19 protein-coding genes and 1 pseudogene are annotated in these 20,210 nt (G+C 49.5%); 16 read left to right on the top strand and 4 right to left on the bottom strand.

The window, feature by feature from the left end; genetic code table 11:
- The coding region (locus tag AC0MA3_RS19575; protein WP_474657405.1) for an IS3 family transposase at positions 1-430 on the top strand (430 nt) is incomplete at its 5' end.
- A 94-nt stretch (positions 431-524) separates the two neighbouring features.
- Here AC0MA3_RS19575 and AC0MA3_RS19570 read toward each other — a convergent pair.
- Positions 525-1,244, bottom strand: a complete 720-nt coding sequence (locus AC0MA3_RS19570) for a 3'-5' exonuclease (RefSeq protein ID WP_474657404.1) — start codon at positions 1,242-1,244, stop codon at positions 525-527.
- A gap of 146 nt (positions 1,245-1,390) precedes the next feature.
- Between AC0MA3_RS19570 and AC0MA3_RS19565 the strand changes: the two are divergent.
- The 12 genes and pseudogenes from AC0MA3_RS19565 to AC0MA3_RS19510 form a co-directional block, all read left to right on the top strand.
- Positions 1,391-1,906 (top strand): annotated as a pseudogene (locus AC0MA3_RS19565) (TerD family protein); the annotation flags it as partial.
- 117 nt (positions 1,907-2,023) lie between these two features.
- Complete coding sequence (locus AC0MA3_RS19560) at positions 2,024-2,689, top strand: vWA domain-containing protein (protein ID WP_474657408.1); 666 nt, start codon at positions 2,024-2,026, stop codon at positions 2,687-2,689.
- A gap of 214 nt (positions 2,690-2,903) precedes the next feature.
- Complete coding sequence (locus AC0MA3_RS19555) at positions 2,904-3,803, top strand: LysR family transcriptional regulator (RefSeq protein WP_474657403.1); 900 nt, start codon at positions 2,904-2,906, stop codon at positions 3,801-3,803.
- 111 nt (positions 3,804-3,914) lie between these two features.
- Positions 3,915-4,430, top strand: coding sequence for a GNAT family N-acetyltransferase (locus tag AC0MA3_RS19550; protein ID WP_474657402.1), 516 nt, complete (start codon positions 3,915-3,917; stop codon positions 4,428-4,430).
- A 6-nt stretch (positions 4,431-4,436) separates the two neighbouring features.
- Positions 4,437-5,324: a transporter substrate-binding domain-containing protein gene (locus tag AC0MA3_RS19545; RefSeq protein WP_474657401.1), complete on the top strand. Its 888-nt coding sequence runs from the start codon at positions 4,437-4,439 to the stop codon at positions 5,322-5,324.
- 33 nt (positions 5,325-5,357) lie between these two features.
- The gene (locus tag AC0MA3_RS19540) at positions 5,358-6,143 is read left to right on the top strand and encodes an amino acid ABC transporter permease (RefSeq protein ID WP_474657400.1); all 786 of its coding nucleotides are present in this window, start codon (positions 5,358-5,360) and stop codon (positions 6,141-6,143) included.
- Positions 6,140-6,850 carry an amino acid ABC transporter permease gene (locus AC0MA3_RS19535; RefSeq protein WP_474657399.1) on the top strand — a complete coding sequence of 237 codons (711 nt, stop codon included), beginning with the start codon at positions 6,140-6,142 and terminating at the stop codon, positions 6,848-6,850. The genes AC0MA3_RS19540 and AC0MA3_RS19535 overlap by 4 nt, the downstream gene beginning before the upstream one ends.
- Positions 6,847-7,599, top strand: coding sequence for an amino acid ABC transporter ATP-binding protein (locus AC0MA3_RS19530; protein ID WP_379155514.1), 753 nt, complete (start codon positions 6,847-6,849; stop codon positions 7,597-7,599). Before AC0MA3_RS19535 ends, AC0MA3_RS19530 begins: the two co-directional genes overlap by 4 nt.
- A gap of 11 nt (positions 7,600-7,610) precedes the next feature.
- The gene (locus AC0MA3_RS19525; protein WP_474657398.1) at positions 7,611-8,627 is read left to right on the top strand and encodes an LLM class flavin-dependent oxidoreductase; all 1,017 of its coding nucleotides are present in this window, start codon (positions 7,611-7,613) and stop codon (positions 8,625-8,627) included.
- Between the two features lie 14 nt (positions 8,628-8,641).
- A complete protein-coding gene (locus AC0MA3_RS19520) occupies positions 8,642-9,823 on the top strand; it encodes an amidohydrolase (protein ID WP_474657397.1) in 1,182 nt (393 codons plus the stop codon).
- A 70-nt stretch (positions 9,824-9,893) separates the two neighbouring features.
- Positions 9,894-10,364, top strand: a complete 471-nt coding sequence (locus AC0MA3_RS19515) for a DinB family protein (RefSeq protein WP_474657396.1) — start codon at positions 9,894-9,896, stop codon at positions 10,362-10,364.
- A 171-nt stretch (positions 10,365-10,535) separates the two neighbouring features.
- Positions 10,536-11,873, top strand: coding sequence for an LLM class flavin-dependent oxidoreductase (locus AC0MA3_RS19510; protein ID WP_474657395.1), 1,338 nt, complete (start codon positions 10,536-10,538; stop codon positions 11,871-11,873).
- 186 nt (positions 11,874-12,059) lie between these two features.
- Here the strand turns inward: AC0MA3_RS19510 and AC0MA3_RS19505 are convergent, their stop codons facing one another.
- The gene (locus AC0MA3_RS19505; protein ID WP_474657394.1) at positions 12,060-12,743 is read right to left on the bottom strand and encodes a PspA/IM30 family protein; all 684 of its coding nucleotides are present in this window, start codon (positions 12,741-12,743) and stop codon (positions 12,060-12,062) included.
- Positions 12,744-12,797: 54 nt separating this feature from the next.
- Positions 12,798-13,016: a PspC domain-containing protein gene (locus AC0MA3_RS19500; protein ID WP_474657393.1), complete on the bottom strand. Its 219-nt coding sequence runs from the start codon at positions 13,014-13,016 to the stop codon at positions 12,798-12,800.
- 307 nt (positions 13,017-13,323) lie between these two features.
- Here AC0MA3_RS19500 and AC0MA3_RS19495 point away from each other — a divergent pair, with 307 nt between their 5' ends.
- A complete protein-coding gene (locus tag AC0MA3_RS19495; RefSeq protein ID WP_379155535.1) occupies positions 13,324-13,953 on the top strand; it encodes a YfbR-like 5'-deoxynucleotidase in 630 nt (209 codons plus the stop codon).
- A gap of 298 nt (positions 13,954-14,251) precedes the next feature.
- Positions 14,252-15,076 (top strand): carbonic anhydrase, encoded by an 825-nt coding sequence (locus AC0MA3_RS19490; protein ID WP_474657392.1) that lies wholly within the window; start codon positions 14,252-14,254, stop codon positions 15,074-15,076.
- 108 nt (positions 15,077-15,184) lie between these two features.
- Here AC0MA3_RS19490 and AC0MA3_RS19485 read toward each other — a convergent pair whose 3' ends face one another.
- Positions 15,185-19,009, bottom strand: a complete 3,825-nt coding sequence (locus tag AC0MA3_RS19485; protein ID WP_474657391.1) for an S-layer homology domain-containing protein — start codon at positions 19,007-19,009, stop codon at positions 15,185-15,187.
- A gap of 441 nt (positions 19,010-19,450) precedes the next feature.
- On the opposite strand from AC0MA3_RS19485, the gene sigK reads away from it, so the two are divergent.
- Complete coding sequence (sigK, locus tag AC0MA3_RS19480; RefSeq protein ID WP_474657390.1) at positions 19,451-20,152, top strand: RNA polymerase sporulation sigma factor SigK; 702 nt, start codon at positions 19,451-19,453, stop codon at positions 20,150-20,152.
- Positions 20,153-20,210 lie beyond the last annotated feature (58 nt).

The following is a 20,210-nucleotide window of genomic DNA, read 5'->3' as shown; positions in this document are numbered from 1 at the left end:
GATCTACCTCTCCGCGGTGAAAGACTTGTTTAATAATGAGATTGTAGCCTACCACATGAGCCGGAAAAATGACAATCCACTGGTTCTACAGACCTTTGAGAATGCCTTTAACAAGACAAAAGACGTGACCGGACTGATCGTTCACAGCGACCAGGGATTCCAGTACACGTCTCATGCATACCACGACATGCTGCCAAAGGTTGGCGCCCGAATCAGCATGTCTCGCCGAGGAAATTGTTATGACAATGCCTCCATGGAGAGCTTCTTCTCGCATCTCAAAACGGAAGGGCTCTACCCTTATGATATCCGAAATATGGATGAGGCACAAAGGCGAATTGAAGCCTATATTCAATTTTATAACGAACATCGACCGCAACGAAGACTAAATAAGCTGCCTCCGGTAGAGTACCGGAAGCAGCTTATAGCCTAGGGTCTTTTTTCAGTGTCTATAAAACAGGGGCTTGACCAGTTTGCTGGATCGGGGGTTTTGTGTGCGGGAAGAAGTGCTGAAGGCCCTTATACGATCAGAAGAAGTTGCTCCAGTTAGAAGCGTTACCAGAGTCTCCAATGGATTGGCGGGCCGGAGGCAGCAGATTGCTTTTTTGTACGGCTGTTTTCTTACCCGCAGGCTTCTTACTATCAGATTTCTTGGCAGCTTTCTTGGGTGGGGATTTGAAGGGAGTATAGCCCCCGGCATACATTGTTCCGGCCTTATAGCCTTGGCTCCCCGCCAGAAGCAAGGGATCTCTGTGCTGACCGCGTTCCATCAGCTTGAGCAGAATGCCTGCTGCAGCCCTGGCATCATCCAGCGCATCGTGATGCTTCAGGCTGATCCCGAAATACTGGGATATCACATTCAGTTTATGGGAGGGCAGCTCCTGCAGCATTTTTTTGCCGAGCAAGTAGGTGCACATGTATTGAAAATCAGGATAGCTGAAGGCTGACTGGTCCAGACAATAACGCAGGACACTCATATCAAAGGCGGCGTTATGTGCTACCACAACCTCACCCTGGAGCAACGGTTCAAGCGTTGGCCACAGTTGGTCGAATGTAGGCTTCCCCTCTACCATCGAGGGGGTAATGCCGTGAATCGCTATATTCATGCCGTCGAACCGCTGCTGCGGATCAATCAGCCACACATGTTCGGCGCTCACTACGCCTTCTCTCACTTGAACAAGCCCCAAAGCGCAGGCGCTGGAGCGGCTGGAGTTGGCAGTTTCAAAGTCAATCGCTGTAAAATTCATAGGTAAAGCCCCTTATTCATCATATAAAGTTAATTTTAAAGGAGCGGCTGATCAATTACAATCTATTGAATTTACAAAGGTTAGTTAATATGGTATCCCTTATCTATACGGTTGGAAATATACAGCAAGGATAAGGTGATGAATCTATGGATCTGTTAAAAGGGCAAAAAGTAGATGTAACCAAAGGCAAGAGCGTAAGCGAACTGATCATTTCTTTTGGCTGGACCAACAAAAATGCTGAGCTCGGCGTTGATGCAGCGGCTTTTTTACTGTCGGCTCAAAGCCGGTGTGAACGGGACGAGGATTTTATTTTCTATGGAAATCCGGCTTCATCAGAAGGAGCTGTAGTCCATTCAATTGCGGAACAACACAGGGGAGAGGATATATCCATATCGCTCACGCGTCTTCCGGAGAAATATGACCGGATTGCGTTCACGCTGACTATCTATGAAGGGGAGCAGCGAAATCATCGGATGAAGGATTTATCCGAACTTCAAATAAGTCTTCGGGATCGTATCAGTGGTGCGGAGCTATATCGTTTCGCTTATGGTACAGATCTGTCAGAGGAGACAGCAGTGGTGGTAGGAGAACTGTATCGTCATAACGGGGATTGGAAATGGAGTGCTATCGGCAGCGGATTTAATGGGGGGCTGGCCGCCTTATGCGCCAACTATGGGCTTGAAGTTGAACAGGATGGAGCTGCGGGAGTTGCTGAAGTTGCGGCTACTGCCGAGATGGTAAAAGAGGAGCGGGCAGTTAACACATCAGCTAAACCCCTTATGTCTACTATAGATCTGCGTAAGAAGATCGTAGAGCTTACTTTGGTGAAAAAACAATTAACAGGAGTAATCGCCAGGGTGGGAATCGTACTTGATATTACAGGCTCAATGAGGAATCTGTATTCGAGCGGTGTCGTGCAGGAGGTTGTTGAACGCATTCTCGCAGTGGCCAGCAAATTTGATGATAATGGTTCACTGGATGTCTGGATATACGATACGGAGTACAGCCGGCTACCGCCGGTCACGGAGAATGAACTGGGGAGTTATGTATTTACACATATTCTGAACAACTCTGCCATCCACAAATTCGGACGAAATAACGAACCTCCAGTCATGGAGGATGTCATTCGTAAGTATACTCAAGAGGAAAAGGATACCACACCCGTGTTCATTATTTTCATTAATGATGGAGGCGTGGTAAGACAGACCAAACAAGTGATTATTAATGCTTCTGTACAGCCAATCTTCTGGCAGTTTGTAGGGATAGGTGATTCAGACTTCGAAGTGCTGAAGCAGCTTGATACCATGACAGGACGACTTATTGACAATGCTAACTTTTTTCATGTAGACCGCATTGAAGAGGTTTCCGACGAGGAGCTGTATGATCAGCTCCTGAATGAATTTCCTCAATGGCTTCAGGCAGCGAAGGCAAAGCGAGTGATCTAAGAAAGACAGCCAGCAGAAGGAGAGAACCCGGGAATGGATGCCCAGCTCCGGTTTCTTTTTAATCATTTTTAAGGGATTCACACGGAAAGTCAGTTGACAACAAATGGAGCTGTGAATAAGATATTAACTAAATCTATAGGGAAGTGCTGTTATAATTCCTTGTTAATCTATTGGAAAAGTAATTATTTATAAAAGTATACGGAGGGGATTGCACGTGAACATCGAAAATATTGAGGCTTTTGTGTATATCAACCATTACGGGAGCTTCAATAAGGCTGCAGATGTCCTGTATATTTCACAGCCTACAGTAACCGCCCGTATTCAGTCGCTCGAACGGGAGCTGGATTGCAAAGTGTTTGACCGCCTGGGCAAGCAGATCCATCTCACGGATAAAGGCAGGCAGTTCCTCCCCTATGCTCAGCAGATTTTGCAGGTGTACCAATCAGGCAAACATCAGATCCAATCGAAAGGACTGGTTCCGGATGTGCTGAGAATCGGGAGCACGGTATCGGTCTCCAATTATCTGATGCCGCATCTGCTGCTGCATTTGAAGAGGGCTTATCCCAATCTAACGCTCAAGCTGACTACAGCATCCACTGAGGCTTTAATTGACAAGCTGCAAGCGAAGGATATTGACCTTGCCTTTATCCGCAAAGTAGTGAATCCGGCGATTCAGGCCTATCCATTCTGTGAGGACCGTATCTCATTGTATGTGTATGAGGGGCATCCTCTGGCTTTGTCGGGGGCGGGCCGCATCTCCATTCAGAGTATTCGCGAGGAGACAATGGTTTTCTTTGAATGCGGTTCTCTGGATTGGATGCGGCTCCACCGCGTATTCGAGAGCATGGAGCAGCCTCCGAATATTGTCTATCAGGTAGATAATCTGGAGACAGCCAAGAAGCTGGTGATTCGAAAAGCGGGCATTTGCTTTCTTCCGGCGCTAAGTGTTCAGGATGAAGTGGAAGCCGGATCATTGATTCGGGTGGATATCGCTGAGACGGAGGGAATCTCTTTACGGACCAGCCTGATTTCTCTGAATGGAGAGCATGCCGGATTTGTAGAAAGCCTGTTGGAGATCATGCCGGGCAAAACGCTTAATCGACTTCTTGTATAAATAGATTGAAAAACTCTATTAGCGCATGAGGGCATGCAGTGATAAAGTTAATTGCATATAATCCAACTAATTCTATAGGGATTATAAAATTAATTTCTGGAGGGATATGAGATGGGGGAGATCTACCGGCTGGCAGAGCTTAGAGACGCACAGCAATTGCTGGATATTACATATCGTGCCTATGCCCTGATTCGTGAACTCGGACTGCATTGGCCGGCAGCATCAGCCGACTTGGCTCTGATCGAAGATAACATAACCACCAACGAGTGTTATGTACTTGAAGTCGATAATACCGTTCAGGCGACGATTACACTGTCGAAGGGTGAGGAGATCAAGGTACTTACTGAGCTTCCTTTTGTCAAGTGGTTTGCAGTGAATCCAGACTTCCGCGGAAAAGGATATGGCGGCAAGCTGCTGGATTGGGTGGAGGAGAATATTATCCTCGGAAAGCTGGGAGCCTCAGCTGTAACTCTAGCTACAGCGCAAAAACATCCCTGGCTGGTATCTATGTATGAACGGCGGGGGTACGAAAAAATAGTAGAGCTGGACCCCAAAAATGGCGACGGAATCATGTATCTGATGAGAAAGAAACTTGCGCACCCAACCACTTCCATTCAAAGGGGATAATTAAAGATGAAGAAGACGATTTCACTAGCCTATGTATTGATTGCAATGCTGGCGATTGCTGGCTGCGGTACAAATAATAATAATGCAAGCAGCACCCAGGGCGGCAATGTCGCTGAAGCAGCACCACAGACTACGACGACAGACGCATCTGACGCTACTAAAGAACCAGCCCAAGTAACCAAGATCGTAGTCGGTACAGGAACTGCTTTTCCAAAGGTATGCTACATTGATGAGAACGGCAAGCTGACAGGCTTTGATGTGGAGTTGATCAAGGAGGTCGACAAACGTCTGCCGGAATACGAATTTGAACTGCAGACCATGGATTTCAGCAATCTGCTGCTGAGTCTGGATACCAAGAAAATCGATCTGGTCGCTCACGTTATGGAGAAAAATCCGGAGAGAGAGCAAAAGTACTCTTTTAATAAAGAAGCCTACGCCCATTGGAGAAACCGCATCATTGTTGCGAAGGACAATAACGATCCGATTCAGTCGCTTGATGATCTGAAAGGTAAAAAGGTGTTGACCAGTGCGACCAGTGCGCAGTCCACCATTCTGGAGAATTACAACAAGGAGCATGACAATGCGATTAAGATCGTCTATCAGAACGGTGCTGCCAATGATACGGTAAGCCAAATCAGCTCAGGACGGGTGAATGCAACGCTCGCTGCAGATTTTGTACTGCCAATCATTGATCCGCAAAGCAAGCTGAAGGCCGTTGGTGATGAATTGTCCTCTGCTGACATTCTGTATGTATTCCGCAAAGATGAGCCTGAATCGCAGAAGCTCTCTGATGCCATTGACGGAGTGATCAAGGAATTAAAGGCAGACGGTACGCTTGGCAAGCTGAGCACGGAATGGCTGGGAGCAGATGTTACCGAAGCATCGGTGAAATGACCAGAACTATAGATCGGGGGAAGGAGCTGCTGTATGGGCGCGCCATTTGATATCAGTTATATATTCTCGTTTTTGCCCAAGCTGTTGACTACGCTGGGTACCACACTTTGGATTGTTGCCTGCTCGCTTTTGGCAGGGGTCCTTGTCGGATTCCTCATTGCCCTCCCCCGCCTGTATAAGGTGCCGGTCCTGAAGACCTTAGCGGAGATCTATATCTCATTTTTCCGGGGGACACCGATTCTAATCCAGCTGTTCTTGTTCTATTACGGCTTGCCGGAGATTCTAAAGCTTATTTCAGTGGATGTGACGCGGACGCCTGTACTGTTCTTTGTGATTCTGACCTACGGTCTGCATACGGGAGCCTTCATGTCCGAGATGATACGGGCTTCTGTAACGGCAGTGGACAGAGGACAGGTAGAAGCAGCCTACGCGACAGGGATGACCTCTTTTCAGGCTTTCTCACGGATTGTGCTGCCTCAGGCGTTAGGGATTGCGGTTCCTGTATTCTCCAATCTGGTCATTGCGCTGCTGAAGGATACCTCTCTGGCTTTTACCCTTGGGGTGATGGAGATGACGGGGAAGGCACAAACATTAGGCAGTATCAGCCAGCATTTTATTGAAACTTATATTGCACTGGCCCTTATCTATCTGGTGATCAGCTATACGATTGAGAAACTGTTGTTGGTGGCGGAACGGCGTCTCTTGCGTCATGAGGAGCGGAGCAGTCCCGTGAAAAAAATGTTTAGACTGCAAAAAGGCGGTTCTTACCGGCAGATCATTGCAGAGCTCGGACCGGGTAAAGGAGGTGGCGGATTATGAAGCTGGATCCTTCATTTATATGGACGGCATTCGTACAGATGCTGAGTGCAATCCCTACCACGTTGTATATTACTTTGGTCTCTGTTGCGGCCGGGTTCGTGATCGGGGTAGCTGTGGCTTTAATCCGGATTTACAAAGTCCCGTTTCTGTATCCTCTGGCTGTAGGGTATGTCACCTTTATCCGCGGGACCCCGATGCTTACTCATTTGCTGCTGATCTATTTCGGGCTGCCGATGTTGATTGACGGGCTGGCTGTCCATTTTGGCTGGGCTTTCCGGTCTGTATCCATTCCTATGATCGGTTTTGCCTATATTTCCTTCTCAATAACAGCAGGAGCTTATATGTCTGAGGTTGTACGATCTGGTCTGCTTGCTGTTGACCGCGGCCAGATCGAAGCTGCCTATTCCGTAGGCATGACTACACCCCAGGCCCTGTGGCGGATTGTGTTTCCACAGGCACTGGCGGCTGGTCTGCCCAACCTGTCCAATTCTGTCATCGGGATGCTGCATGGATCAACTCTTGCTTTTACCGTATCGGTGGTGGACATCAATGCCAAGGCCCAGATTGTGGCTTCGACGAACTGGAAGTTTTTTGAGGCCTATCTGGCGGCGGCACTTATCTTCTGGGGACTTACATTCCTGATTGAACGGGCCACCGCCCTGATCGAGAAACGGATCAACCTATACAATCAGGGGGGAGTCGTATGATTAAGATTGAGCATCTATCCAAGTCCTTCGGCCGCCATCAGGTGCTGAACAATATTGATCTAACCGTTACCAAAGGCGAAGTGGTAGTTATTCTCGGACCCAGCGGCTCAGGCAAGACCACGCTGCTGCGGTGTGTGAATTATCTGGAAAAGCCCGGCGACGGAGAGATCTCGATTGGTGATTTCCGGCTGAACTGCAAGCATGCCCGCAAAAAGGATATTCATCAGCTGCGGCAAAAAACGGCGATGGTCTTCCAGCAGTACAATCTGTTCCGCCATAAAACGGCGCTGGAGAATGTGATGGAAGGGCTGCTAATTGTCAAAAAGCTTCCGAAGGAGGAAGCGCGTAAGCGGAGCGTAGCCTTGCTGGAAAAGGTAGGACTAGGCGCCAAACTGGATGCGTATCCGAGCCAGCTCTCCGGAGGCCAGCAGCAGCGGGTCGGCATCGCCCGCGCGCTGGCACTGGAGCCGGAAGTGATTCTGTTCGACGAGCCTACATCTGCGCTGGACCCGGAGCTGGTGGGCGAGGTGCTGGCTGTCATCCGTAAAATTGCCAAGGAAGGCATCACGATGATTGTGGTGACACATGAAATGGGCTTTGCCCGCGACGTGGCGAATCACGTGGTCTTCATGGATGGCGGAGTTATTGTCGAAGAAGGAACACCTGTGGAAGTGTTCAATCATCCGCGGGAAGAACGAACCAAGCAGTTTCTGAAGCGGATTACGCCGGAGCTGAATTATTCCATTTAGGAGGCAACGCTATGGCTATAACAATAAGTGTACTGGATCAAAGTCCAATCTATCCCGGTGAAACGCCGGAGGAAGCCTTTCAGCATACGATCACGCTAGCGCAGTTATCCGAACGGCTGGGCTTCCGTAGGTTCTGGGTTTCGGAGCATCACGATTCCGAGCAGGTGGCAGGCTCCTCCCCGGAGGTGCTGATCTCGCATCTGCTGGCGAAGACAGAACGTATCCGGATCGGCTCCGGCGGGATTATGCTGCAGCACTACAGCCCCTATAAGGTAGCGGAAAATTTCAATGTGCTTGCATCGCTGGCTCCGGGACGGCTGGATCTGGGGGTCGGCCGTGCGCCTGGGGGGTTGCCCCGCAGTACACAGGCGTTACGGCAGGGAGGAGACGTAGCTGCGTCTTTGACGGATAAAATAATTGAACTTGAAAAATATGTACATAACCGGCTGGAGGCGGATCACCCGCTGTACGGGTTGAAGGCTGGCCCGATCCCCGGTACTCCACCGGAGCTGTATGTGCTTGGTGCCAGTGTAGCCAGCGCAGAAATTGCTGCTGAGTTAGGGCTGCCGTATGTGTTCTCGTTGTTCATTGGCGGTGATCAGGCGGTGGCTCTGGAAGCCATTCGTCTCTACAAGAGCAGATTCGACACTTCGCAAGGGAAGGAACCACAAGCGATACTTGCGCTTGCCGTGCTTGTCGCTGAATCGGAAGAGGAGGCCAAGGCGCTGGCCGGAGCGCACAAGCTGATCCGGATTCATCTGGCCAGCGGGAAGACACTTACGGTAGCGACCCGCGAGCAGGCTGAGGAATTCACACGGCAAAGCACAGAAGCCTATACGCTGGAAGAACGGGAGCCGGAGATTACCAAAGGAACAAAGGAAACCGTTCGTGAACAGCTGCTGGCTTTGGCGGAGGCATCCGGTGTCGAAGAGTTTATCGTCACAACCAATGTTCAGCCTTTTGACAAAAGGGTCCGTTCATTTGAATTGCTAAGGGAAGCCTTTGCTGAAGTCCTTACAACACTTTGAGGAGGGAGCCTGCAATGACGAATAAAACGGTGGAGTTCCGCTCGGAGGCTTTTACGGAGACATTGATTGAAATCCGTCGGCATCTGCACCGGCACCCGGAGCTTTCTAATGAAGAGTATGCTACGACTGCTTATATCTCAGCACTGCTGGAGCAGGCCGGAGCGCGCATCACCGACTACGGGCTGACAACAGGAGTCATCGCAGAGGTGGGCGGACAGCAGGGCGGGCCAGTGATTGCTCTGCGGGCCGACATTGATGCGTTGCCGATTCAGGAGGAAACCGGTCTGCCTTATGCATCGCTGTACCCCGGTAAAATGCATGCCTGTGGACATGACTTTCATACAGCGGCACTCATTGGAGCCGTCCAACACTTGAAGCAGCAGGAAAGTCAGTTGAAAGGGACGGTGCGGTTTCTGTTTCAGCCGGCTGAGGAAAAGGCGAAGGGCGCACTGCAGATCATAGATAGCGGAGCGCTGGAAGGTGTCCGTGCAGTTATCGGCATGCATAATAAGCCGGACTTGCCGGTAGGAACGATCGGAATCACCAGTGGTCCGTTAATGGCTGCCGCCGATGGTTTTGTGGTTGAGGTACGGGGATCTGGTTCACACGCGGCGGTGCCGGAGGCGGGGATAGACCCCATTGTGGCAGCTTCGTATATCATCACGGCGCTGCAGAGCATCGTCAGCCGCAACGTCAGTGCGCTGGAAAGTGCAGTGATCAGTGTTACCAAAGTGCACAGCGGCAACTCGTGGAACGTTATTCCTGAGACAGCGGTGCTGGAGGGAACGATTCGTACTTTTGATGAAACTGTGCGAAGCAGAGTTCTTGAACGCTTTGAGCAGGTGGCATCCGGGGTGGCCGGTGCTTTGGGAGCGGAAGCATCCGTGCGCTGGCTCGGCGGTCCTCCGCCGGTGAACAACGATGCGGAGCTGGCAAGGCTCGGAGAAGAAACAGCCGATGCCCTCGGCTTTCAACGGGTGAAGCCTCGGCCTTCGCCGGCAGGGGAGGATTTCGCCTTTTATCAGCTTGTGGTTCCCGGACTATTCGTCTTTGTAGGGACTGACGGGAGCCGGGAGTGGCATCATCCCTCCTTCAATCTGGATGAATCGGCACTGCCTGTGGGAGCGGCGTTCTTTGCTGATCTGGCTGTACGGGTGTTGGAGCATTTGTCTGCAGAAGAGGGGGAATCTTCATAGCCATTTTCCTATCAAGCTTTGATACATCACAGGTCCGGCAGCAGTCTGGACTTCCTAAGGAGGAGTACTAATGAGTAACGCGCAAATCCGGGATTATCTATATACGTATGACCAATTGGCACAATCCATAGAAGGTCTGACAGAAGAACAGCTACGATGGAAGGCAGCGCCGGACAGCTGGAGTGTCACCGAGGTGCTGGCGCATTTGGCTGATCACAGCATTGTCATTTCCTTTCGCATTCGTGACATTCTGGCGGACACAAAGGTGCAGCTCCCGGCATTTAATCAGGATGCCTGGGTTAGCGGACAACACTCCAATGCCGGTCATGCCGCTGATAGTCTGGAGCTGTTCCACAGTCTGCTGCACTACAACGACCTGCTGTTCAATCGGCTCAACACCAGCGAATGGGAGAAAAGCGGGATTAATTTTAAAGGTGAAGTTGTCAGAATTACGGATATTGTCCGCAGCTTTACAGCGCATGTGCAGACTCATCTGGCCCAGATTGAACGGATCAAGCAGGGAGCTGTCGTGGTCCATTAAGCCTGGGACTTAGCTCCATAAAACTTAAGCTTATGCTTTCGAAGCTAGTTTTATTGCGAAGTACGGCATGAAGTAATGCTCCATAAAACTCTAAGCTTATGCTTTCGAAGCTAGTTTTATTGCGAAGTATCTCATGAAGTAGTGCTCCATAAAATCTCAGGAGGAATGAACATGACCAAGCCAAGACAATTGAAACTGGGTGCGTTGCTGCACGGTGTTGGAGGAAGCACCTCCATGTGGCGTCATCAGGACGCCAAACCGGATGCCAGTGTAAACTTTGAGCTTTATAAGCAGTGGGTGCAGAAGGCTGAGGAAGGTAAGCTGGATCTGATCTTTATAGCAGACGGTTTGTATATTAATGAGAAATCTATTCCGCATTTCCTGAACCGCTTTGAGCCGTTGACGATTCTTAGCGCACTTGCGGGGGTCAGCAGCAAAATCGGGCTGGTTGGTACATTGTCCACCTCCTATAGCGAGCCTTTTACCGTGGCCCGGCAGTTCGGATCGCTGGATGTGATCAGCGGCGGACGCGCAGGCTGGAATGTGGTGACTTCTCCACTGGAAGGCTCCGCCTTGAATTATGGTAAAGAGGAGCATCCGGATCATGGCAAAAGGTACCGCATTGCTGCCGAATATTTGGAGGTAGCGCGAGGCTTATGGGATTCGTGGGAGGACGATGCATTTATCCGTAATAAGGAAACAGGAGCCTTTTTTGACCCGGCAAAAATGCACACGCTGGACCATGAAGGGGAGTTCTTCTCCGTCAAAGGACCGCTGAATATCGCCCGCTCGAAACAAGGGCAGCCGGTTATTTTCCAGGCCGGTTCCTCTGAGGTAGGGAAAAACTATGCCTCGAAAGAGGCAGACGCTGTCTTTACGGGACATGACACGCTGGAGGAAGCACAGGAATTCTACAGGGATGTGAAGGCGCGTGCTTCTTCTTTTGGCCGAAACCCGGATGAGGTACTGATCTTTCCAGGCATAGGTCCGATCCTTGGCGAGACACCTGAGGAAGCGGAGCGCAAATATCAGGAGGTTGCCGGACTGGTAACGATTGAGAATGCGCTGAATTATCTGGGGAGATTCTTTGAACATCATGATTTCTCGCAATATCCGCTGGATGAGCCTTTTCCGGAGCTGGGGGATTTGGGACGGAACAGCTTTCAGAGCGGCACGGATAAAATCAAGAAAGATGCCAAGGAAAAAGGCCTAACCCTGCGGCAGGTCGCTCTGCAAGCTGCTACTCCGCGCAGCAGATTCATCGGTACACCGGCGCAGGTGGCGGATCAGATTCAAGCCTGGTTCGAAGGCGGTGCGGCAGATGGATTTATGATTGCAGCCGCAGTGCCAACCGGGTTGGAGGAATTCGTGGACCACGTGGTTCCGATTCTGCAAGAACGGGGATTGTTCCGCACCGAATACGAAAGTGACACCTTACGGGGAAATCTGGGTCTTCCTGTTCCGGCGAACCGGTATACGAAATCTTCGGAGCCTGCAGGGCAGGTGTGACAAGAGTAAGGAACAGGCAAGGACCCGGAGCCCTTGGTGCATTTGCCCTTAATGGTTGCGGCAAGAGATGCTGGGGGATCACATGAATTAAATTCCCAACCTGTAAACAAGTAAAAAACGGATACCGCCTTCCACGTCGGTATCCGTTTTTGCTTATACATATAAGCGGTTGAATTAAGTACCGGCTTACTTGCCTTCCCCGGCCTTCCGGCTGCGGAGACGTTCCAGCTCAGCTTCAACGGCGCTGTTCAGCGGAGATTCGGCGATGCCGGCGGAATAATATCCTGTGCTTTCGGTGGATGCTTCCCATTCGCTGATCTTGTCTTCCATGCGGTCGAAGCCGCGCGCAGCAGCACCGGGATTCAGGATCTGTCCAGGTTTACCTGTGTAGCCAGCATAACTGGTGCTTTCGGCAGAACGCTTCAGCTCTGCCGCTTTGCGGGCGCGGGCAGCCAGCTCGGCTCTTTTGGCTTTTAGCCGTTTATGTTCTTCCTTGGCATTCAGCAGGCTGCTCTCCAGGACAACGAGGGTTTCGCGTGTTTCTTCCAGGCCCGCGGTGCATTCCTGAATACTCTCGGTGTAACGCAGTTTTGCCATTACCGCTGCTCTGGCGGCAGGCTCATTCCCTTCGTTCATTGCCTGTACGGCTTCCGCTTCGCTTCGCTCAGCCAACACCTGGTTCTCATGGATGCGCCGCTCCAGAACACTTGCTGCAGCCTGGAACTCACGCTGTCTGGTCTCGGCAACAGCTATTTTTTCCTCCAGATCCCGTAAATATTGTCCGGTCAGTAATACCGGATCCTCCAATTTATTCAGTCCTTCGTGGATGGCTGCTTTGGTTAGGGTCGTAATTCTTTGAAAGATACTCATGTTCATTTCTCCTTTTATTTTCATATATAGTAGTTTTGGTATGGTGTCATTGAATTAGTAATACTCATAACCTTCGGGGTAGCTGTTATAGCTCTCTTTTGGAACCAAGATGCTAGCCAGAATGTACAGGAATGCTACAGTGCCGAAGCTGAATAGGGCAGTGGCTACAACTAACAGCCGGACGATGGTGCTGTCGATGTTCAGGGAACGGGCCAAACCTCCGCAGATGCCGCTGATCATTTTGTCACTTTTGGAACGGTACAATTTTTTCATAATATAATCTCTTCCTCTCCTATGGGTTGAACCGGATGTGCGGTTCGTCTTAGCCGTTGTCTATGTGTTTATTGTATAGCTATTGATGATACTGCAAAACGGCCTGAAGACTGTTCTTTAGTCTCGACCTTAGTCGGGGACGGTATCGGCAGTAAGGCGGGGAAGGCTTGGCCTATACAAGAATAGGGCTTCATGGCTCCCGTTTTTTACATAACCTGTAAGCTTGTTTATTCGGAATTAACATTGAATGCTTATACTAGCTAGACAATACCGGATCATAACAACATCAAGTCACAGGAGGAATGGCATGGGAATTCATAAATATTTCCGCTCACTGAATGAACTGGAACGTATTATCCGCTGTCCCGGCAAATTCAAATTTGAGGAGCATAGCGTAGCGGCCCATTCTTGGAAGGTCGTGCAGTACGCCAAAACGCTGGCAGACATCGAGGAGAAGAACGGCGCAGTTATTGACTGGAAGAAGCTATACGAAATTACGAGCAGCCACGATTATGGTGAGATTTTTATTGGTGATATCAAAACCCCGGTGAAACATTCATCTCTACAGCTTCGTTCCTTAATCCAGCAGGTTGAAGAGGGGATGATCGATAACTTCATTAAGGAGCATATTCCGGAGGAATTCAAAAGCATCTTCTACCATCAATTGCGCGAAGGCAAGGATGAGTCGGTGGAAGGGCTGATTCTGGAAGTGGCCGACAAGATGGACCAGGTGTATGAGGCTTTTGCCGAACTGCAGAGGGGGAACACGGAGAAGGAATTTGTGGTGATGTACCGCAACGCCCTGATCAAGATCAAGAACATCGATTTAAAATGTGTCGAGTATTTCCTGGCGGAGATTCTGCCGGACATGGTTAACGAAGAAACGATTTCTTCAATTGATATCAGACAGATTACGGAAGAGGCACTGGCTCTGTAGAGAGGAGCGGGTACTCTTTTTTTTGTGGGGAAGAGACTACACGATTTGCCTCCGCGCTGTAAGCAACGCATAGAGGGCCGCTGAAATACATAGTTATTCCCCAGTAATATACAGAAAACCTTGAAAGCCTCCGGTTGATCAGCTCAGACCCTGTGCCAGGAAGTGGGGAGTTACCCTTGTGGTATGGATAGTTAGACTCATTTTGCAAACCTTGAGCCTTTTTTCACTTGAGAGCCCGTGCGTGATTATTTACTATATTATAGTAGTTTTCCACAAAATATAAGAAAGAAGGATCTGCATGAGTCTGAGCAAAAGGTTATCCCAAATCTTGTTTCCAGTTATGGTCATGTCTGTGATGGCGGGATGCGGCGGTAACACACAGAATAACGAAGCAGCGAACAAACAGGAGCCGTCGGTTCCAGTCAGCGCTCACCATGCCCACTGGTCCTACGAAGGGGAGACGTCACCTGAGCATTGGGCAGAGCTCGATGAACTATTCACAACATGCAGTACCGGCAAGACCCAGTCACCCGTCAATATTCTCCAGGAGAAAGTTAAAGATGACGAGAGTCTGTCGCCCGTCGAAGTGGAGTATTCACCATCCCCGGTATCTATGATTAATAACGGCCACACCATTCAGGTTAATCTGAAGAACCAGGACAATCGTATTACTATTGAAGGGAAAACGTATACCTTGCAGCAGTTCCACTTCCACTTGCCCAGTGAACATGAGGTGGATGGCAAGCATGCGGATATGGAGCTTCATTTCGTGCACAAAAATGAAGACGGCAAGCTTGCGGTGCTAAGTGTCCTGATCACGAAAGGCACTGAAAATGCCGAACTGAGCAAGCTGTGGTCCGTACTTCCGAAGGAAGAAAGTGAAGAAGAATTTGCGATCCAGGGTGACTTCGACATGAACAAGCTGCTTCCGTCAGACCTTCATTCCTTCCGATATCAGGGATCGCTTACCACGCCCCCCTGCACCGAAGGCGTACAGTGGATCGTCCTGGAACATCCGGTTCAATGGTCCGAAGCGCAAATTAGCCAATTTGCAGCTATTTTTCCCCATGATAACCGTCCCGTACAGACGCTTGGGTCCAGGGAAATAGAATCGGATGAATAATGGATTTGTAGATTGGCCATAACCAAATGCTGGATAAATAAAGACCTTTATCTCCACACTTTCGGGGGATAAAGGTCTTTTGATCATGTATGCAGGTTCTACACAGATTTATTTCGAGATCTGATCCATCAATGCTTTGATTTCGGGATCCAGGCACAGGGCATTCATGATAATGGTCAAGGCCTCTGCTCTGGTTGATGATTGAGCCGGGGCAAATTTGCCGTTGCCTCTACCACTAATCAGACCGATTTCGGCAGCTTTGGCAATCTGGTCCTTGTTCCATGCACTTGCTGTATCACTGAAGGTGATGCTCCCTTGTACCGGTGTGACGCTATTGAAGTTCACAATCCTGGACAGGATGGTAACGATCTCGGAGCGGCTGATGTCCCGGTCCGGCCTAAAGGTTCCATCGGGGTAACCGGCAATGACACCATTGGAGGCTAACACGGCAATGGCCTCTTGGGCCCAATGGGCATTAACGTCACTTAATGAAAGGGAAGTATCCGACTTCAACAAACCAAAGGCTTTGGTGAGGATTGCGGCAAATTCCCCTCTGGTAATACTTTGGTTTGGTTTGAATGAGCCATCGAAATAACCTTTGATAATGTTCAACTTATGAAAAGTCATGATCGTCCGGGTGCTCCACAGGCCAGCTATATCCTTAAGGGCTGGTACGGGAATGTCTCCGCCTTTCGCGGCAATCATGCTCTTCAGTGTCTCTTTTAGGGCTTGAGCGCTTACTCCCTCAGCAAAAACAGCAGTTGGCGGCGTCTTAATTGGTGCAGGCTTATCTGAAGGAACAACTGCAGGTGTTGCAGTAGGCACTGCACTTGGCATCATGCCAGGGTTCGAGCCTGTCCCCGTACCAGAGGTTGGGTTCGGGTTCGGAGTTGGCATCTGGCTGGGTTCAGGACTTGGAGTTGGAGTTGGGTTCGGGCTTGGTTTTGTGCTTGGCTCCGGTTCCGGATCAGGTTCAACAGTTTTTGCTTTCTTAATAGTCAAGGTTTGCAGTTTTTGGCCATCGGTCGTTCTTGCTTCAATTAAAATCTGGTCTTTGTTGATCGAGATGGCGGAATAGACCGGGAAATTATCATCATACAGATACTCCAGGTAATCAAATTTGACAGCATCGTAGAACTTCCAGCCGGAGGAACCGCCAGACAGATACACGGTGCCTGGGCTGCCATCCTTCAGGGGCTGGGCATTCTTCATAGGATAAGTCCAAGCGAGTGCATGATCGTGGCCCACCAGTACCAGGTCTACCCCGAGCTCCTCAAGGACAGGAGCCAGATATTTGGTGACCAGTTCAGGTCCGCGCCCGTCTTCTGTATGATAGGCAGGGCGGTGGAACATGGCGACCTTCCATTTTGCCGAGCTGGCATTTAAGTTCTTCCGCAGCCATTCTGCTTGCTTTTGCATATCTATTTCATCCGCTTCCGAATTTAGCACTACAAAATGTGTATCTTCATAATCGTATGAATAATTCAAATGCTGTTGCCCGTCCATTCCGTTACCTGGCTGACCCAAAGCGTTAATAAATACATCTTTTCCGCCATTCTTTACATCATGATTTCCTATAGTATAGGCAGAGGGAATACTGCCGCTGTATAGCTGTGAAGCCTTCATATCCTGTTCCCATTCATTCATAATCCCGCCATTATCGACAATATCCCCTCCATGCATGACAAACCGTGTATTGGGATAATGGGTAAAAGCACTGCTCATCAGGTCCTGATGAATATGGTAGGCATCTTCGGTATTGGTATGAGAGTCAGTTACAAACAAGAAAGAAAATCCTTCCGCGTTTGCTGCCTCTGTCGTAAACGTATGCTGAGCACTCCACAACCCCGGAGTTCCCACACGGTAAATGTATTTTGTACCCGGTGACAGGCTCTGCAGTATCCCTTTGTGGAACAAAGTTTCCCCCACACGGTCAGGTGCTGACAGCAGCTGGGGCGTAGCAGCCTGCTCCTTGACATTAGGCTGATCAAAACCTGTGAAGTCAATGGCTTTTACATATTGAATGATACCGTTCTCTACACGTGGGGCAGTTCTCCAGACGATGCTTTGGCTGGTTTTCAAATCCTCTGTTACGTAGGTCCGCACATATTCAGGCTCCTCCGACCCAAGCTGCGGCACTACAGAAAGTGAGAACACCCTGCTGACTTTATCCCCGTTTACTGCCTGGAGATTAAGGTTCATTAAGGCCAAGGTAGTCAGAGACGTCTGGACTTCACCCTTCGCATCGGTAAGACCCCATCCATCCTTCAGGAGCTTCACTTGAACCGCTGCATTTGAAATCCAGCCCGTGACTTTCCCGTCCGGTAGCCGGATGGCAGTATAATCCCCACGGATCACTCCAGTCGAGAAGAATTGTTCACCTGGAGCGGCGGAAGCGAGCTTGGCCGATCCCGGATCAGCATCCGCATAGACATCAGACGATACAGAAGTCACTTCAGCAAAATACTGGGGAAGAAGAGGATCAGATGGGATAATGGAGACCCCTTCGACAGGTACACCTGCATCATCGGTGACACGAAGCGTACTTTTCGTATGGAGTGAGCTCCCTTTCACAGTGAGGATATAAGGGAACCCAATCGTATACTTGTGGGGTGCAGCCAGTGCATATACAGCCTCTCCTGCGGTCATTCGAAAACTCCCGTCGATCATCTCGATAGATTTGAATGCCTCGCCGCGTTCCATTTTGGCACTGGGCTTTACCGTCATATTCAATAGCGCAACGGTTCCGTCAGCCGGTAACGATGGATTGCTTAGTCCGGCAAGCTGCAGCTGGTACGTTCCCTTTACAGGGTCAATCTCGTTCTGCTTAACGAGTGATGCTGGTACCTTAGGTTCAGCAGTGGTGATTTCCAGAGTCTTCGGATCGTATTGGAGCTGGGCATAGGCATCCGTTAAGTCAGCCGCATTGTTGATCTGGAGCTTCAATTGGAACGACTTGTTGCTGATGACTTCCGTGGGGGCGTCCAGATGATATTGAATGCCGTCTTGAATGAAAAAGGAGCTGACAAGCTCGGCGGGATTGCCGGATCTGTCATATACAGCTGACTGAACAGTGTGATATCCCCCTGCCAGAGGAGAAGAAGGCTGATAGGAGATCATGCCTGTAGCCGCTTCATACTCGCTCTTCACAGGATGTCCATCCAGATTTAAGGTAACAGAGCCGGGGTCAATGCCCGTTTGAAGATCGGTGGCCGTAAGCTGAATATGTGGTGAACGCGTATCGATAACGGCTTCATTCGCCGGGGACACCATGCCGAGTACCGGGACGCCCATATCTTCAGCAGGGTCCTGCTCATAGACCAAGCGTAGATCGTCTACCCATACGGTGCCTTTATTCTTCTTGTCGAAGATGGATTGCTCAATCCGCATGTATATTTCCAGCTGGATCGGTCCCACTTTGTCCTGCGGGATATCCCCCTCAATGTATTTCCAGCCTTTCCAGTTCACGCCAACGTTCTCGTCCAAATATTCCACCTCGAAGGACTTTCCGTTGCCATCCCTGAACTTGCTGAAAATAAGATGGCCATCGTTGTTTCCGTACACCCACATCCCTACTTTTTGGGGAAGTCCGGAAATGAGATAGGGAGCCTTAGGTCCAATATATACATAGGAGGGGTTTTCCTTAACACCTATGTAATCATAATCCAAACGTACGGAATTATTCCCTGAACGGACATGCCGGGGATCCGCTTCCAGACTCATGGCACCTGAGAAATTTCTTTTTTGAACCAGCACATTATCACTAAGGTTATTCTCGAAATCTTCGATGACGATGGAATGGGGGAGGGGCACGTCAGCGGCGATAATGCCTGCGGGCTGAAGAGTACTGATGATAACCGTGATGAGTAGCAGGAACATCGTTGCTCTTTTCGATATGAATGACAACCTTCGGTGAATACTCTTCTTGAACATGTTCTTCGCTCCTCTTAGTCTAAAAGATTTATTCTAAACTCCAATGCAGTATCGTATGTAAGGCTTGCTTATGTGAAGTTAATTATAAAGATGATCTTTGTTGATAGGATTAATTCAAAGAATTAACTATGTAAACTATTATGGGATAATCCTATCAACATAGATTTCGGACCCGAAGCAATAACAAGCTGGGATCTACGGAGGTGCTGTGATACCGCTGTTCAAGGTCGAACAGGAGAGAAGTTACAGTCAGGACTCGGTTTGGTCTACAAAAGAGTACAACAATTCATGTAGCTTGAATTCTAGCGCACTTCACAGCCCGTACCTATTTCTCCCGTACATGCACATCTAGGCATCTACCCACATACAATAAAAGGACCATGAACCCGTAGTTCGGACTACTTACCGGTTTCATTGTACATGTGCGGGAGGTGTCGCAATTTGCCAGGCATAATAAGCACGATCGCGCTGCTGATTAAAGAACTGACGCTGCTGGTATCCTACGTAAGGAACAACGCTTTTCCCCAGCCTCTTTCGGAGCAGGATGAGAGCAAATACTTAGGCATGATGGCCGAGGGAGATGCCAAGGCACGGAATTTGCTGATTGAGCATAATCTTCGTCTCGTAGCTCACATAGTAAAAAAATTCGATAACACCGGTGAAGACATGGAGGACCTCATCTCCATTGGGACGATTGGTTTAATCAAAGCAATTGAAAGTTATAGACCAAACAAGGGGACGAAGCTGGCTACCTTCGCTGCACGCTGTATCGAGAACGAAATCCTGATGCATTTGAGATCGCTTAAAAAGACCAAAAAGGACGTATCCCTCCATGATCCTATAGGGACTGACAAGGAAGGTAACGAGATCACCCTCATCGATATCCTCGGCTCCGACGCAGATGATATTGTGAAGGAAGTGGATCTCAAGATCGAGAAGAGTAAGATATACCGCAATCTGGATATTCTGGATGACCGGGAGAAGGAAGTTGTTGTGGGGCGGTTTGGGCTTGATACCGGAGGGGAAGAGCGGACGCAGCGGGAGATTGCGAAGGAGCTGGGGATTTCGCGGAGTTATGTGTCGCGGATTGAGAAAAGGGCGCTCATGAAGCTGTATCATGAGTTTTATAAGGTGAAGCGGTAAGTTAAGAAATCTACCTGTAGGAAGGAGACATTAAATGTCTCGATCCTGCAGGTTATTT

The sequence above is a fragment of the Paenibacillus sp. LS-5 genome, from assembly GCF_056121505.1.
The sequence above is the reverse complement of the archived record's forward strand: the minus strand, read 5'-3'. Positions and strand labels throughout refer to the sequence as shown.